A 15,454-nucleotide genomic window follows, 5' to 3' on the forward strand; every position below is an offset into this window, starting at 1 on the left:
TGTTAGTCCTCTCGGGCAAATAATGCCTCAATAAAGTCGTCCGCCTTAAACGGACGTAAATCCTCAATACGCTCGCCCACACCGATGTAGCGGATAGGGATGCCGAACTGATCGGCCACGGAGAAGATCACCCCGCCTTTCGCGGTGCCGTCCAGCTTGGTCAGCGCGATCCCGGTCAGTCCTACCGCTTCAGTGAACAGCTTCGCCTGGCTGATGGCGTTCTGTCCGGTGCTGGCATCAATGGTCAGCATAATTTCATGCGGCGCGTCTTCGTCCAGCTTCTTCATGACGCGGACGATTTTCTTCAACTCTTCCATCAGGTGCGATTTGTTCTGCAAACGCCCTGCGGTATCGGCAATCAGCACGTCCACGTTGCGCGCCTTCGCCGCCTGGATGGCATCGAAGATCACGGACGCGGAATCCGCGCCGGTATGCTGGGCAATCACCGGAATGTTGTTACGCTGGCCCCAAACCTGCAGCTGCTCAACCGCCGCCGCACGGAAGGTATCCCCCGCCGCCAGCATCACCGATTTGCCCTGCTGCTCGAACTGACGCGCCAGCTTGCCGATGGTGGTGGTTTTACCCACGCCGTTCACGCCAACCATCAGAATAACAAATGGCGTTTTGCCTTCAATATTAAGCGGTTCGTCAACTTTTGCGAGAATTTCACCCATCTCGTCTTTCAGCAGGCCGTACAGCGCTTCGGCGTCGCGCAGCTGTTTGCGGCTCGCCCCTTCGGTCAGATTAGCGATGATCTTACGGGTGGTTTCCACGCCGACGTCCGCAATCAGCAGCTGTTCTTCCAGCTCTTCAAAGAGATCGTCGTCGATCTTCTTGCCGCGGAACAGACTGATAAATCCGGAACCTAAGTTTTCTTTGGTTTTGAGCAGGCTGCGCTTCAGGCGCGCGAAGAAACCTTCTTTGGTCGGTTTTTCCTGCTCCTGGACGCTCTCTTCTTCGGCCTGCTCTTCTACCGGCACGACGATGACCGCTTCTTCCGCGGCTTCTGCCGCCAGCGCCTGGGCTTCCAACTCTTCGTCGGTAAGCTCTGGCTCGAGTGCGGCTTCTTCTTCCACCGCCTCAACAATTTCAACGGTTTCCGCTTCCGCCTGCCACTCTTCGGCAGACACCTCTTCGGCTTTCACCTCTTCCGGCAGCGGCAGCTCTTCGTGCTCGATAACGGCCTGCGGCGCTTCGGCAACGGCCTCAATGACAACCGGCTCTGGCTTCTCGCTCTCCTGAACCTGTTCAGTGACCTCAACCACCTCTTCAGCAAAGGATTCAATCTCTTCTTTGCTGTGCACCGTTTCTTCCGCTTCGACAACCGCGGCGGTTTCTACAGGCGTTTCAGGCTGTGACTGCTCTTCAACGGCTTGTTGCTCTTTGGTTTTCTGTTCTGTTTCTTGCTCTTTTTCACCGAAGCCCAGCCAGGAAAAGAAGCCACGTTTTTTTTGTTTTGCCATCTGCGACTACACTCCTCGCGGCGCTATATACATGGAAGCTAAAAAAATGATGAAATAGTCTAACACTTTACTTAATTGACATCACCGCCCGCAATCGCAGGCCAATTGTTAACAGAGCTTTCCTGAGATGAAGAAACCCAACCGCGCCCCGGCCGGTCAAATTCGTATTATCGGCGGTCAGTGGCGAGGCCGGAAATTACCGGTGCCGGACAGCCCCGGTTTACGCCCTACTACCGACCGCGTGCGCGAGACGCTGTTTAACTGGCTGGCCCCGTCAATGGTAGACGCCCACTGCCTGGACTGCTTCGCCGGAAGCGGCGCGCTGGGGCTTGAAGCGCTGTCGCGCTATGCCGCCAGCGCCACGCTGCTGGAGATGGAGCGCGGCGTTGCGCAGACGCTGCAGCAAAATCTGGCGACGCTGAAGGCGAGCAACGCCAAAGTGGTGAACACCAACACGCTGAGTTTTCTTGCGCAGAAAGGCACGCCGCATAACGTGGTGTTCGTCGATCCGCCGTTCCGTAAGGGGCTGCTGGAAGAGACGTTATCCCTGCTGGAGCAAAACTGCTGGCTGGCGGATGACGCGCTAATTTACGTTGAAAGCGAAGTGGAAAACGGTTTGCCGCCGGTTCCCGCCCACTGGGATCTGCACCGCGAAAAGGTCGCCGGCCAGGTCGCTTATCGTCTTTATCACCGTCAGGCACAAGGAGGCTCCGATGCCGGTACTGATTAACCTGGGACGTTTGCTGATGCTGGGCGTCTGGGCATTTTTGATTTTAAATCTGGTGCACCCGTTCCCGCGCCCGATGAATATTTTCGTTAACGTGGCGCTGATTTTCACGTCGTTCATGCACGCCCTGCAGATGGTGATGCTGAAAAACGGTCTGCCGAAAGACGGCCCGCAGATGACGGGCTGGCAGCAGCTGCGCGTGTTTATTTTCGGCGTGTTTGAACTGCTGGTGTGGATGAAGAAGTTTAAGGCGCAGGTCAAGAAGTAAGGTGCGGCCTGATGCCCTCACCCTAACCCTCTCCCACAGGGAGAGGGAACGATTACACCCTCTCCCTGTGGGAGAGGGCCGGGGTGAGGGGAAAATTACCGCTCCGGTTCAAACCCTTCAAACCGCGACCCTTTGTAGCTCAGCGTTCCTTTCTCCCCCACCGTCAGCTGATGGTACTGATGCGCCTCCAGGCGGAAGGTCATCTCCAGGCCGCCCGTTTCCGGCTTAAAGCTCGCTTCATAGCGCATTGCTGTGCCCGCAGGTGTCACCTGCTGCTGGCGCGAGCGGCGGTCGTTGAGTGGTTTCTCGCGTTTGTTGATCACCTCCACGCGCTTTTGCATCAGCGGCGCGGCATCGTTATCCGCCTTCTCGCGGCGCTGCTGCACGAAACGGAACGAGGCGGCAATGACGATAATCGCCACCACGATAATGAAAAAAAGCGGCATCTTGCTCATTCGACAATCCCATCAGATTTTGCGGAATTCAGGATACCTTGCCTCCCCCGCCATTGCCAAACGCCCGCCCGCGTCACTACACTGGATCAGAAACTGATTATTCAGACTTAACAGATACAGGGAGTTAATATGCTTTGGTCATTTATCGCTGTCTGTTTTTCCGCATGGCTTTATGTCGATGCGTCGTACCGCGGTCCCACCTGGCAGCGCTGGTTGTTTAAACCGGTCACGCTGTTGCTCCTGCTGCTGCTGGCCTGGCAAGCGCCGATGTTCAACGCCGTCAGCTATCTGGTGCTAGCCGGACTGTGTGCATCCCTGATTGGCGATGCCTTAACCCTGCTGCCGCGCCAGCGCCTGCTCTACGCCGTTGGGGCGTTCTTCTTGTCGCATCTGCTCTATACCATCTACTTTGCAAGCCAGATGACGCTCTCCTTCTTCTGGCCGCTGCCGCTGGTGCTGCTGGTGATTGGCGCGCTGCTGATTGCGGTGATCTGGTCACGTCTGGAAGAGATGCGTTTGCCGGTCTGTACGTTTATCGCCATGACGCTGGTGATGGTGTGGCTGGCGGGCGAGCTGTGGTTCTTCCGTCCGACCGCTCCGGCGATGTCCGCGTTCTTCGGCGCCGCCCTGCTGCTGATCGGGAATATCGTGTGGCTGGGCAGCCACTATCGCCGCCGCTTCCGGGCGGATAACGCGATAGCCTCCGCCTGTTACTTTGCCGGGCATTTCCTGATTGTGCGTTCGCTGTATATCTAAATAGCGCTTGACTCTGGAGTCGACTCCAGAGTGTATGCTGCGGTTAATGAGAAAATTATCATTGCCGGAGACTGCCATGTCGACTCCAGAAATACCTAAAAAAGTTCCTCAATTCTCGGCACTTAAGCTCAGTCCGGCTCCGTCGAAAGACGACTGCTGCTGCGAAGGCGCGTGCGAAACGCCAACTCAACCCATTCCTGAAAGTGGCAACTGCTACAGCTGGGTCGTCAACGGAATGGACTGCGCGGCCTGCGCCCGCAAGGTGGAAAACGCCGTCAAGCAGGTGCCGGGCGTGAGTCACGTTCAGGTGCTGTTCGCCACCGAAAAGCTGCTGGTCAGCGCCGATAACGACGTCAGCAAACAGGTTGAAGCCGCCGTCAGCAAGGCGGGGTATACCCTGCGCAGCGAAACGGCGCCCGTTGAAAAAGCCTCCTCTCTGAAAGAAAACCTGCCGTTCATTACCCTCACCATCATGATGGCCCTGAGCTGGGGTCTGGAGCAGATTAACCATCCGTTCGGCAATCTGGCGTTTATCGCCACCACGCTGGTCGGCCTGTTCCCGATTGCCCGTCAGGCGCTGCGCCTGATGAAAAGCGGCAGCTGGTTTGCCATCGAAACGCTGATGAGCGTGGCGGCAATCGGCGCGCTGTTTATTGGCGCGACGGCAGAAGCGGCGATGGTGCTGCTGCTGTTCTTAATCGGCGAACGTCTTGAGGGCTGGGCGGCGAGCCGGGCGCGTAAAGGGGTCAGCGCGCTGATGGCGCTGAAGCCGGAAACCGCCACTCGCGTGATAAACGGCACGCGTGAAACGGTCGCCATCAATACGCTGCGCCCGGGCGACGTGATTGAGGTGGCCGCAGGGGGGCGTCTGCCTGCAGACGGCGCGCTGCTTGGCGCCACCGCGAGCTTTGATGAAAGCGCCCTGACCGGGGAATCCATTCCGGTAGAGCGTGCCGCGGGTGAAAAAGTACCTGCTGGCGCCACCAGCGTCGACCGTCTGGTGCAGCTCACCGTGCTTTCCGAGCCGGGCGACAGCGCCATCGATCGTATCCTGAAGCTGATTGAAGAGGCAGAAGAGCGCCGCGCGCCGGTCGAACGCTTTATCGATCGCTTCAGCCGGATTTATACCCCTGCCATCATGCTGGTTGCCCTGCTGGTCACCGTCGTCCCGCCGCTGTTCTTTGGCGCGCCGTGGGAGGGCTGGATTTATAAAGGGCTGACGCTGCTGCTGATTGGCTGCCCGTGCGCGCTGGTGATTTCCACCCCGGCGGCGATTACCTCAGGTCTGGCGGCTGCGGCACGTCGCGGGGCGCTGATTAAGGGCGGCGCGGCGCTGGAACAGCTGAGCCAGGTTCAGCATATCGCCTTCGATAAAACCGGTACGCTGACCGTCGGCAAGCCGCAGGTAACCGGCGTATATCCGCAGGAAATCAGTGAAGATGAACTGCTGACCCTGGCCGCCGCCGTTGAGCAGGGGTCCACTCACCCGCTGGCGCAGGCGATTGTGCGTGAAGCGCAGGCGCGCGGGCTGGACATCCCTCCGGCAATCGCCCAGCGGGCGCTGGTCGGGTCAGGGATTGAGGCCACCGTTGAGGGTAAAAAGGTGCTGATTGTCGCGGCGGGCAAGTCTTCTAATCCAGAGGTTGAGGCGTTAGAACAGACCGGACAAACCGTCGTGACCGTCCTGCAGGACGGCGTCGCAAAAGGGATGCTGGCGCTGCGCGATACCCTGCGCGATGACGCCAAAGAAGCCGTGGCGGCGCTGCACAAGCTGGGCGTGCAGGGCGTTATTCTTACCGGCGATAACCCTCGCGCGGCGGCAGCGATTGCCGGTGAGCTGGGGCTGGAGTTTAAAGCCGGACTGTTGCCCGCGGATAAGGTCAGCGCGGTGACGGAAATGAATGCTCAGGCGCCGCTGGCAATGGTCGGTGATGGGATTAACGATGCCCCGGCGATGAAAGCGTCTACCATCGGTATAGCGATGGGCAGCGGCACCGACGTGGCGCTGGAAACGGCTGACGCGGCATTGACGCACAACCGCCTGACCGGGCTGGCGCAGATGATTAGCCTGGCGCGCGCGACGCGGGCCAACATCCGTCAGAACATCGGCATTGCGCTCGGGCTGAAAGGAATTTTCCTCGTGACGACGCTGCTCGGCATGACCGGACTGTGGCTGGCGGTGCTGGCGGATACCGGGGCAACGGTACTGGTGACGGCGAACGCGCTCCGGCTGCTGCGTCGCCGATAAAAAAAGCCCGGTGGCGCTAGCGCTTACCGGGCTTCCATGTCCTGCTAACTCGTAGGTCGGGTAAGGCGAAGCCGCCACCCGACTTTTTTATAAGAAATAGCTCATCGCCAGGCCTAAAAACAGCACCAGACCAACGTAGTTATTGTTCATAAACGCTTTAAAACAGGCGTCACGTTCACGCTTCGCAATCAGCTTTTGCTGATAAGCAAACAGCAGTCCCGCCACCAGCACGGACCAGTAAAACTCCCAGTTCAGCCCGTTCAGGCGACCGATCGCAACCATCAGCGCCAGTACCGCAACCTGCAGGATACCGATAATCAGCTTGTCCTGACGACCAAAGAGGATGGCGGTGGATTTGATGCCAATCTTCAGGTCATCGTCGCGGTCTACCATCGCGTATTGCGTGTCATACGCCACGGCCCAGAGAATGTTCGCCAGGAACATCAGCCAGCAGCTGAGCGGTAAGGACTCACTAACCGCCGCAAACGCCATCGGAATCGACCAGCCAAACGCTGCGCCCAGCACCACCTGAGGCAGGTGGGTATAGCGCTTCATAAACGGATAAACCCAGGCTAACGCCAGCGCCGCAACGGAAAGCAGAATGGTCATGGTGTTGAGGGTTAACACCAGCAGGAAAGAGAGCAGCACCAGAACAATGAACAGCACGCGGGCTTCTTTCCCGGTGACCTGCCCGCTGGGTAACGGACGACCGGCAGTACGCTTAACATGACCGTCGAATTTACGATCGGCATAGTCATTCACCACGCAGCCCGCCGCGCGCATCAGCCAGACGCCGGCAACGAACACGGCCAGGATCCACAGCGGCGGCACGCCCGGCGTGGCGAGCCACAGCGCCCACAGGGTCGGCCACAGCAGCAGTAACGCGCCAATGGGTTTATCGGTACGCATTAAGCGGTGATACGCCAACAGCTTATTCTGCGTCAGGCTCCACTCCATTTTTTCTTCCTCTTAGTACAACGGTGATGCCGGTAAAAAAAGCTCCGTCAGAATTAACGGTTTACCGCTCAGGCGAAGGCGGGAACGACGCCCCCAGAGTTCGGCATCACGACCAATCTCAATAAAATCCCGGGTAAGCTCAGACGAGGTGAAAAGGTAACGCCCCAGCGGCGTTTTCCCCAGACGTTGCAGCGCCAGCTCTGGCCCGGAAAGAGTGGACTCGGGGACCACCGTCCGCCCGGCAAGCCAAGGCTCACCATCAGCACAGAGTAAAATTTCGCGCAGCCAGTAGCGTGGTTCGTGCGGCAGCAGCGGCAGCTCGCTGGCGATCTCATCGCCAGAGACAAACCCTTCCTGAATCAGGGTCACCGTGACCGTTTTACCCTGTTGCTCAAAACGTTTCGTCATGGAATCTTCCAGCAACAACCAGTCCAGTTGCTGCGGATCAAGCGCAGGTATTTGGTCGAAATAGCGCAGCGCACGCAGTTGCGTTAGCGCAGGGTGTGACATGCCAGACTCTCCGATACATAACGTAATGGCATTGTATCGCAGAAACACGGATTGAGGGGGGCCAAACGTTATTTAACGATCACGATCGCAACATGGGCGCAACAGCCTGGCGGCTACGAAAAAAAGTGCGCCCACTCAGGCGCACCAAACTACTAACAAATCAGCACTGTGGGGAAACGGTTACCCCTTGCCTTTTACACTGCTGATAAAGGTGGAACGGGCAGTGGTTGAACCTAAACGTTCGGCTTCATCAAGCAGTTTCAGCGCTTTATCGACATCGCCGCGCTTCACCGCCTGCTTAATGGCGTTGTTGAAGTACTCTTCGGTGTCGTTCAGTACCGGCTCGGCTTTCTTCGCCGGGGCAGGTGCTGCGGTCGCTACCGGTGCGGCTGCCGTGGCAGCTGGCGCGGTATAAACAGGTGCAGCAGTGTTACCTACGGTGACAGGGCCGGTGCCGGAGGAGCCAAACAGCGGGCCGACCAGCACGCTGGACGCATTGTTAGTTGAGACTTTCAGTTTGAGCAGGCCGTCGGTGACGTGGCGCGCTAACGGATCCGGAATATCCGGAACAGAGTTACCCGTTCCTTTGGCGTAGGCTTTTGCCGGATCGATAAGCTTAGTGGTCTGCTGTAGATCTTTTTCAGTCGTGAAAACCAGAACATAAATCTTCTGCTGTCCCAACGCTGGCGTCAGGCGCATTTTTCCTTCCAGACGGTCGGCGCTCATGACGCCAGGCTCCTGGTAGCTAAAGTACTCGCTTGGGAAGAAGGCAGACGGCGTCAGATTCTGATCCAAAATCAGCACGTTCGGTGCAAATACGCTGGTTTGCTTGTTCACTTCGCTGGTCAGCGTCAGGGTTAGCTCACCAATGTTAGCCGGCACGCTGTAGGCGGCAACCGGCCCGGTGATACCCGGTACGTTCAGCTGCTGGCCGCCCGTAGAAAGCTGTGTCGACTGGGTTTTGGATTGATCAACTGGCGTCCACGTCAGCTGCTGGAGGGCCGCCGCCGGGATAGCCGGCGCAGCGCTGGTATTTTGTGGCACGAAATTCACGTCTGCCAGGGAGATGGCCGGAACACAGGCTAACAGCCCCGCAGAGAGGCACAGCGCGACGAGACTTTTCTTCATTTTCATTGTTATTACCTCTGATAGCGTGAGCACTGCGGTGGCCAGGCAATAGCGCGCAGCACCCTAAGGAGAGAGGGGCTTACGCCCCTCTTTTCAGGTCATTACGTCAGGTCTAACGAATTACCACCAGATTTCCATCTGGGCGCCGAAGGTCCATTCATCGTTGTCGCCACGGCTGAAGGTTTTCGCAGAGGTGTCACTGTAAGCCACACCAGAGGTGTAACCCGTGTCGCTGTTGTTTGCGTAACCCCATTTCTCATCCCACTTCGCGTAGGTTGCGAAGACACGGATAGCCGGACGAGACCAGATGCTGTCGCCTGCCTGCCATTGCTGTGCCAGGGTGATTTTGTACTGGCTGTTTTTCTCGTCAGTTCTCTGAGATTTGACGTTGTCGTAGCCCACTTCAAGCAGGGTGCTCATGATTGGCGTCCATTTGAACATCGGACGAACACCCACAGTCCACCACTCGGTACCGTTGTTGTTGTCACGATCGATGTTCTGGTACATACCTACGTACATCAGGTCCCAACGGTCTGCCAGGGTAATTGCACCGTGGTCCAGCACACGCCACATGGAGCCGTCGTTATCAACGCTGCCGCCCTGTGGAATACCTTTACCGTTAGAGGTCATGGAGTCTGTACCGTACTGCAGTACGAACTTGTTGAAGCCCTTCATCATGCTCTGGGTATGTTCAGCAGTGAACAACCAGCCATCTTTAGAAGCGCCTGGCTGCAGGTAGTAGTCGTCAGGAATGTTGGTGTGACCATAGTCAACGCCCAGTTCCAGCGTACCGCCCGGGTTAGTTTCCAGCCCCGCTAAACGCACGTCGAAGACGTCATTTGGTACAACGTTGTCATAAATACGGTCGCCGTTCGCATCACGATCGGCGAAGGTTGCAGAACCGCCTGATTCAGAAGAGCGGGTGGCTGCCAGAGAAAGTTTACCAAAGCCCAGATCGATGTTTTCAATACCGGCACCAGGACCTGAGATGTCCCAGTAGTAGAAGTCGATCATGTGAACGTCATGACGCTGATAGAAACGCTTACCGGCCCAGATGGTGGAGCCTGGCAGCCATTCAATCAGGTTTTTACCCTGCACGTTAGCTTCACGGAAGGCCGGGCTGGTGGATTCCCAGTCGTTCTGCTGAGAAACGGAATACGCTACGTTAGTGTCGAAATAGAAGCTCTTGTCGCCTTCTTTCCACACTTCCTGACCCAGTTTCAATTCCGCATAGGTTTCACATTCGTTACCGAGACGGTATTTACTTTGAGCACCCGTTGCCTGGAAACATTGTTGTTCACCGCCACTCCCGGTCCAGCCAATGCCGGAACGAGCATAACCTTTAAAGTCCACGGCGCCTGCCTGGGCAGACAGGATGCCTGCCGCAACGGCGATTGCCAGAGGGACTTGTTTGCGCAGAGTAATCATCATTCTATCTCCTGAGATCATTGCTTTTCTTTGAACACTTCACCTGTCGGTTTCGTGTCTTCTTTTGGGATTGCTTAAACGCCTGGCTCTTTGTGCAACCGACGACATGCAGTGCCATCCTCACGGAACAGATGGCAACGCTCTGGCGGCAAGCCGATAGCGAATGTGGCACCCTCTTCTACCAACACCACGTCGTTCTGGCGGTAGACCAGGTTCTGACGGATGGCGGGGATCTGGATATGAATCTGTGTTTCGTGACCAAGCTGTTCGACGACCTGAACGTCACCTTCCAGGGTCACATCAGCGATGTGGCTAGGCAGCAGGTGCTCAGGACGAATACCGAGGGACATATTTGCCCCGACCTGTACGTTGGCGCTGTCGACCGGCAGCCAGACCTGCTGGCGGTTTGGCAGCTCCACCTGTACCTGTTCAATGGCTGTCGCGGTCACTTTGACGGGCAGGAAGTTCATCTTTGGCGAGCCAATAAAGCCCGCAACAAAGCGGTCTGCCGGGTAGTGGTACAGCTCCAGCGGTTTACCCACCTGCGCCACGCGGCCGGCATCCAGCACCACGATTTTGTCGGCGAGGGTCATCGCTTCCACCTGATCGTGGGTGACGTAAATCATCGTGCGGCCAAGACGCTTGTGCAGACGGGAGATTTCAATTCGCATCTGGACGCGCAGGGCGGCATCCAGGTTAGAGAGAGGTTCATCGAGCAGGAACACGCGCGGTTCGGCCACCAGCGTACGGCCAATCGCCACACGCTGACGCTGACCACCGGAAAGCGCTTTTGGTTTACGCTCCAGCAGGTGGGCCAGCTGTAACACTTCCGCCACCTGCGTCACGCGCTGGTTAATGACTTCTTTCTTCGCGCCGGCCAGCTTCAGGCCAAAGGACATATTTTCGGCAACGGAAAGGTGTGGATAGAGTGCATAAGACTGGAACACCATACCGACGCCACGTTCGGCAGGCGGGATGTCGTTCATTCGGGTATCACCAATCAGCAGGTCGCCGCTGGTAATCGTTTCAAGACCGGCAATCATACGCAGCAGAGTAGATTTACCACAGCCTGATGGGCCAACAAACACCACGAATTCGCCTTCGTTGATGTCCAGATTGATGTCTTTCGACACCACAACGTCACCCCAGGCTTTCGTTACATTACGCAGCTGTACGCTCGCCATGCCCTTCTCCCTTCGTTACAACCTGTCACCGACAGAAACATTCAAGATAAGTTCACTATGGGGTATCCATTACTTTCCCGAATCCTCCACCCCCCGCCTTTTTTATGGGGGAGGAGGCGGGAGGATGAGGGAGCAGGCTCTGCGACCGCCGCGGGCGGGCTGTGGCAAAATTCGTGAAGCCGCCTGCAAAATTCGGTGGGTTTTTATGTGCGCCAGCACTCATAACTTAAATTTATGCAACGGAGATCACACAAACGGGGGGTGGGGCGTAGGGGTTGGGAGGATGGAAAGAGGATGTCAAATAAGGAGACTGAGTCACGTTGAACCACCTTATGTATCCACGAGCACATCACCAAAAAGGATGGCAGATATGAATATCAAGACTGGCGCACGCGTTTTCGCATTGTCCGCCCTTGCAGCAATGATGGTTTCCGCCCCAGCGCTCGCCAAAATTGAAGAAGGCAAGCTGGTTATCTGGATTAACGGCGACAAGGGCTATAACGGCCTGGCCGAAGTGGGCAAAAAATTCGAAAAAGATACCGGCATCAAAGTTACCGTAGAACACCCGGACAAGCTGGAAGAGAAGTTCCCGCAGGTTGCAGCAACCGGCGACGGCCCGGACATCATCTTCTGGGCGCATGACCGTTTCGGGGGTTACGCACAGTCTGGCCTGCTGGCAGAAGTGACGCCAGATAAAGCCTTCCAGGACAAGCTGTTCCCGTTCACCTGGGATGCCGTTCGCTATAACGGCAAGCTGATCGCTTACCCTATCGCGGTTGAAGCCCTGTCTCTGATTTACAACAAAGACCTGGTACCAAACCCACCGAAAACCTGGGAAGAGATCCCGAAACTGGATAAAGAGCTGAAGGCGAAAGGTAAATCTGCCCTGATGTTCAACCTGCAAGAGCCGTACTTCACCTGGCCGCTCATTGCTGCCGATGGCGGTTACGCGTTCAAGTTTGAAAACGGCAAATATGACGTGAAAGACGTGGGCGTGGACAACGCTGGCGCGAAAGCGGGTCTGACCTTCCTGGTTGACCTCATCAAGAACAAACATATGAACGCGGATACCGATTACTCCATCGCAGAAGCGGCGTTCAACAAAGGCGAAACCGCGATGACCATCAACGGTCCGTGGGCCTGGACCAACATCGACAAGAGCAAAGTCAACTACGGCGTAGCGCTGCTGCCAACCTTCAAAGGCAAGCCGTCTAAACCGTTCGTTGGCGTGCTGAGCGCAGGCATCAACGCCGCCAGCCCGAACAAAGAGCTGGCGAAAGAGTTTCTGGAAAACTACCTGCTGACCGATCAGGGTCTGGATGAAGTGAACAAGGACAAACCGCTGGGCGCCGTCGCGCTGAAATCCTTCCAGGATCAGCTGGCGAAAGACCCACGTATCGCGGCCACCATGGATAACGCCCAGAAAGGCGAAATCATGCCGAACATCCCACAGATGGCCGCGTTCTGGTACGCCACGCGTACCGCGGTCATCAACGCTGCAAGCGGTCGTCAGACTGTCGATGCCGCGCTGAAAGATGCTCAGGGTCGTATTACTAAGTAATGACGTAGTCCCCTCTCCCTTTGGGAGAGGGTTAGGGTGAGGGTTGGCGCTATCCGCACGCCCTCACCCCGGCCCTCTCCCCCAGGAGAGGGAGAAAAGATCAAACGTTGTAGAGGAAAAACCCCATGGATGTCATTAAAAAGAAACGCTGGTGGCAAAGCGACGCGCTGAAGTGGTCAGCGATCGGTCTGCTGTGCCTGCTGGTGGGTTACCTTGTTGTTTTAATGTACGTACAAGGGGAATATCTGTTCGCCATCATGACGCTGATTTTAAGCTCTGCTGGCCTGTATATTTTCGCTAATCGTAAAGCCTATGCCTGGCGCTATGTCTACCCGGGCGTGGCCGGGATGGGGCTGTTTGTCCTGTTCCCGCTGATTTGTACCATCGCCATTGCGTTCACCAACTACAGCAGCACCAACCAGCTTGCGCAGGAACGCGCGCAGCAGGTCCTGCTGGATCGCTCATATCAGGCAGGCAAGACCTTTAACTTCGGCCTGTATCCTGACGGTAACGAGTGGAAGTTAGCGCTTACTGACGAAGCAAGCAGCAAATACTATGTCTCCGACGCGTTCAAATTTGGCGGCGAGCAGAAGCTGGCCTTAAAAGAGGCACAGGCCCTGCCGGAAGGTGAACGTGCCAACCTGCGCGTTATTACCCAGAACCGTCAGGCGCTGACCCAGCTCACCGCCGTGCTGCCAGACGAAAGCAAGGTGACCATGAGCTCGCTGCGCCAGTTCTCCGGCACGCAGCCGCTGTATACCCTGGCGGACGACGGCACGCTGACCAACAACCAGAGCGGCGTGAAATATCGTCCGAATAACGACATTGGTTTCTATCAGTCCATTACTGCCGACGGCAAATGGGGTGATGACAAGCTCAGCCCGGGCTATACTGTCACCATCGGCTGGGACAACTTTACCCGTGTGTTTACCGACGAAGGCATTCAGAAGCCGTTCTTCGCCATCTTCGTCTGGACGGTGGTCTTCTCGGTGCTGACGGTGATCCTGACCGTGGCCGTGGGCATGGTGCTGGCCTGCCTGGTCCAGTGGGAATCCCTGAAAGGCAAAGCGATTTACCGCGTGCTGCTGATCCTGCCGTATGCCGTACCGTCGTTTATCTCGATTCTGATTTTCAAAGGGCTGTTTAACCAGAGCTTCGGTGAAATCAACATGATGCTGAGCGCCCTGTTCGGCATCAAACCAGCCTGGTTCAGCGACCCGACCACCGCTCGCTCGATGATTATCATCGTGAACACCTGGCTCGGTTATCCGTACATGATGATCCTGTGCATGGGCCTGCTGAAGGCTATCCCGGACGATCTGTACGAAGCCTCGGCGATGGACGGCGCGGGCCCGTTCCAGAACTTCTTTAAAATTACGCTGCCGCTGCTCATTAAGCCGCTGACGCCGCTGATGATTGCCAGCTTCGCCTTTAACTTTAACAACTTCGTGCTGATTCAGCTGTTGACCAACGGCGGCCCGGACCGCCTTGGCACCACGACGCCAGCAGGCTATACCGACCTGCTCGTGAGCTACACCTACCGTATCGCCTTCGAAGGCGGCGGCGGCCAGGACTTCGGTCTGGCGGCAGCGATTGCCACCCTGATCTTCCTGCTGGTAGGCGCTCTGGCGATTGTGAACCTGAAAGCCACACGTATGAAATTTGATTAACTGGAATCACCAGGCGTCATTGGCGCAGCCAGTTTGGGCGCTGCCAGCGCGCAAGAACCGGAGCGTACACGAAGTACGTGAGGATTCTGAGCACTGCCAGCGTTCAAAATGGCAAGCAAAATAGCCTGGAGCGGTGTTAAGGAGTAAAGAATATTATGGCTATGGTACAACCCAAATCTCAGAAGTTGCGCCTCCTGGCGACGCACTTAGGCCTGCTGATTTTCATCGCGGCGATCATGTTCCCGCTGCTGATGGTTATCGCCATCTCCCTGCGTTCGGGTAACTTCGCGACAGGGAGCCTTATCCCGGACGAAATCTCCTGGGAGCACTGGAAGCTCGCGCTGGGCTTCAGCGTGGAACACGCGGATGGCCGCGTCACGCCGCCGCCGTTCCCGGTGCTGCTGTGGCTGTGGAACTCGGTGAAAATCGCAGGCATTACCGCCATTGGTATCGTGGCGCTTTCCACTACCTGCGCCTACGCCTTCGCCCGCATGCGTTTCCCGGGCAAAGCGACGCTGCTGAAAGGGATGCTGATTTTCCAGATGTTCCCGGCCGTGCTGTCGCTGGTGGCGTTGTATGCCCTGTTTGACCGTCTGGGCCAGTACGTACCGTTTATCGGCCTGAACACCCACGGCGGCGTGATCTTCGCCTATCTTGGCGGTATCGCACTGCATGTATGGACCATTAAAGGCTATTTCGAAACTATCGACGGTTCGCTGGAAGAAGCGGCCGCGCTGGATGGCGCAACCCCGTGGCAGGCGTTCCGCCTGGTGCTGCTGCCGCTGTCGGTGCCGATTCTGGCGGTAGTGTTTATTCTGTCGTTTATCGCTGCGATCACCGAAGTACCGGTTGCCTCACTGTTACTGCGTGATGTGAACAGCTACACCCTGGCCGTAGGTATGCAGCAATACCTCAACCCGCAAAACTACCTGTGGGGCGACTTTGCCGCGGCGGCCGTACTTTCCGCCATCCCGATTACCGTGGTGTTCCTGCTGGCGCAGCGCTGGCTGGTCAACGGCCTGACGGCGGGCGGTGTGAAAGGTTAAGTTTCATTTTGTTATGCCACTGCAACCCTCAACTTTAGACGTATTGTATTGAC

Annotated in this window: 14 protein-coding genes; 7 read left to right on the top strand and 7 right to left on the bottom strand. The window is 56.9% G+C overall.

The window, feature by feature from the left end:
- Positions 1-2: 2 nt before the first annotated feature.
- Positions 3-1,463 carry a signal recognition particle-docking protein FtsY gene (ftsY, locus tag DEO48_RS21625; RefSeq protein ID WP_109846249.1) on the bottom strand — a complete coding sequence of 487 codons (1,461 nt, stop codon included), beginning with the start codon at positions 1,461-1,463 and terminating at the stop codon, positions 3-5.
- Positions 1,464-1,590: 127 nt separating this feature from the next.
- On the opposite strand from ftsY, the gene rsmD reads away from it, so the two are divergent.
- Positions 1,591-2,193 carry a 16S rRNA (guanine(966)-N(2))-methyltransferase gene (rsmD, locus tag DEO48_RS21630; protein ID WP_109846250.1) on the top strand — a complete coding sequence of 201 codons (603 nt, stop codon included), beginning with the start codon at positions 1,591-1,593 and terminating at the stop codon, positions 2,191-2,193.
- On the top strand, positions 2,177-2,458 hold the full coding sequence (locus DEO48_RS21635; protein ID WP_010436509.1) for a DUF1145 family protein: 282 nt from the start codon (positions 2,177-2,179) through the stop codon (positions 2,456-2,458). Before rsmD ends, DEO48_RS21635 begins: the two co-directional genes overlap by 17 nt.
- Before the next feature lie 95 nt (positions 2,459-2,553).
- Here DEO48_RS21635 and DEO48_RS21640 read toward each other — a convergent pair whose 3' ends face one another.
- The gene (locus DEO48_RS21640; RefSeq protein WP_109846251.1) at positions 2,554-2,913 is read right to left on the bottom strand and encodes a DUF2500 domain-containing protein; all 360 of its coding nucleotides are present in this window, start codon (positions 2,911-2,913) and stop codon (positions 2,554-2,556) included.
- Between the two features lie 129 nt (positions 2,914-3,042).
- Here DEO48_RS21640 and DEO48_RS21645 point away from each other — a divergent pair, with 129 nt between their 5' ends.
- Entirely contained in the window at positions 3,043-3,669 is a 627-nt protein-coding gene (locus tag DEO48_RS21645) for a lysoplasmalogenase (RefSeq protein ID WP_023310011.1), read from the top strand.
- 76 nt (positions 3,670-3,745) lie between these two features.
- Positions 3,746-5,917: a Zn(II)/Cd(II)/Pb(II) translocating P-type ATPase ZntA gene (gene zntA / locus DEO48_RS21650; protein ID WP_109846252.1), complete on the top strand. Its 2,172-nt coding sequence runs from the start codon at positions 3,746-3,748 to the stop codon at positions 5,915-5,917.
- 87 nt (positions 5,918-6,004) lie between these two features.
- Here the strand turns inward: zntA and ubiA are convergent, their stop codons facing one another.
- The 5 genes from ubiA to malK form a co-directional block, all read right to left on the bottom strand.
- Positions 6,005-6,874, bottom strand: coding sequence for a 4-hydroxybenzoate octaprenyltransferase (gene ubiA, locus DEO48_RS21655; RefSeq protein WP_032662636.1), 870 nt, complete (start codon positions 6,872-6,874; stop codon positions 6,005-6,007).
- Positions 6,875-6,886: 12 nt separating this feature from the next.
- The gene (ubiC, locus tag DEO48_RS21660; protein ID WP_045355219.1) at positions 6,887-7,384 is read right to left on the bottom strand and encodes a chorismate lyase; all 498 of its coding nucleotides are present in this window, start codon (positions 7,382-7,384) and stop codon (positions 6,887-6,889) included.
- 180 nt (positions 7,385-7,564) lie between these two features.
- Entirely contained in the window at positions 7,565-8,518 is a 954-nt protein-coding gene (malM, locus tag DEO48_RS21665) for a maltose operon protein MalM (RefSeq protein WP_045355218.1), read from the bottom strand.
- Between the two features lie 114 nt (positions 8,519-8,632).
- Positions 8,633-9,943, bottom strand: coding sequence for a maltoporin (locus DEO48_RS21670; RefSeq protein ID WP_023310006.1), 1,311 nt, complete (start codon positions 9,941-9,943; stop codon positions 8,633-8,635).
- A 71-nt stretch (positions 9,944-10,014) separates the two neighbouring features.
- Positions 10,015-11,124 carry a maltose/maltodextrin ABC transporter ATP-binding protein MalK gene (gene malK, locus DEO48_RS21675; protein ID WP_023310005.1) on the bottom strand — a complete coding sequence of 370 codons (1,110 nt, stop codon included), beginning with the start codon at positions 11,122-11,124 and terminating at the stop codon, positions 10,015-10,017.
- 370 nt (positions 11,125-11,494) lie between these two features.
- Between malK and malE the strand changes: the two genes are divergently transcribed.
- The 3 genes from malE (at position 11,495) to malG (ending at position 15,401) form a co-directional block, all read left to right on the top strand.
- Entirely contained in the window at positions 11,495-12,685 is a 1,191-nt protein-coding gene (malE, locus tag DEO48_RS21680) for a maltose/maltodextrin ABC transporter substrate-binding protein MalE (protein WP_023310004.1), read from the top strand.
- A gap of 125 nt (positions 12,686-12,810) precedes the next feature.
- Positions 12,811-14,355 carry a maltose ABC transporter permease MalF gene (gene malF / locus DEO48_RS21685; RefSeq protein WP_045355216.1) on the top strand — a complete coding sequence of 515 codons (1,545 nt, stop codon included), beginning with the start codon at positions 12,811-12,813 and terminating at the stop codon, positions 14,353-14,355.
- A gap of 155 nt (positions 14,356-14,510) precedes the next feature.
- Positions 14,511-15,401 carry a maltose ABC transporter permease MalG gene (malG, locus tag DEO48_RS21695; RefSeq protein WP_023310002.1) on the top strand — a complete coding sequence of 297 codons (891 nt, stop codon included), beginning with the start codon at positions 14,511-14,513 and terminating at the stop codon, positions 15,399-15,401.
- Positions 15,402-15,454: the final 53 nt, after the last annotated feature.

The organism is Enterobacter sp. CGMCC 5087, assembly GCF_003144775.1.
Lineage (GTDB): Bacteria > Pseudomonadota > Gammaproteobacteria > Enterobacterales > Enterobacteriaceae > Enterobacter > Enterobacter cloacae_M.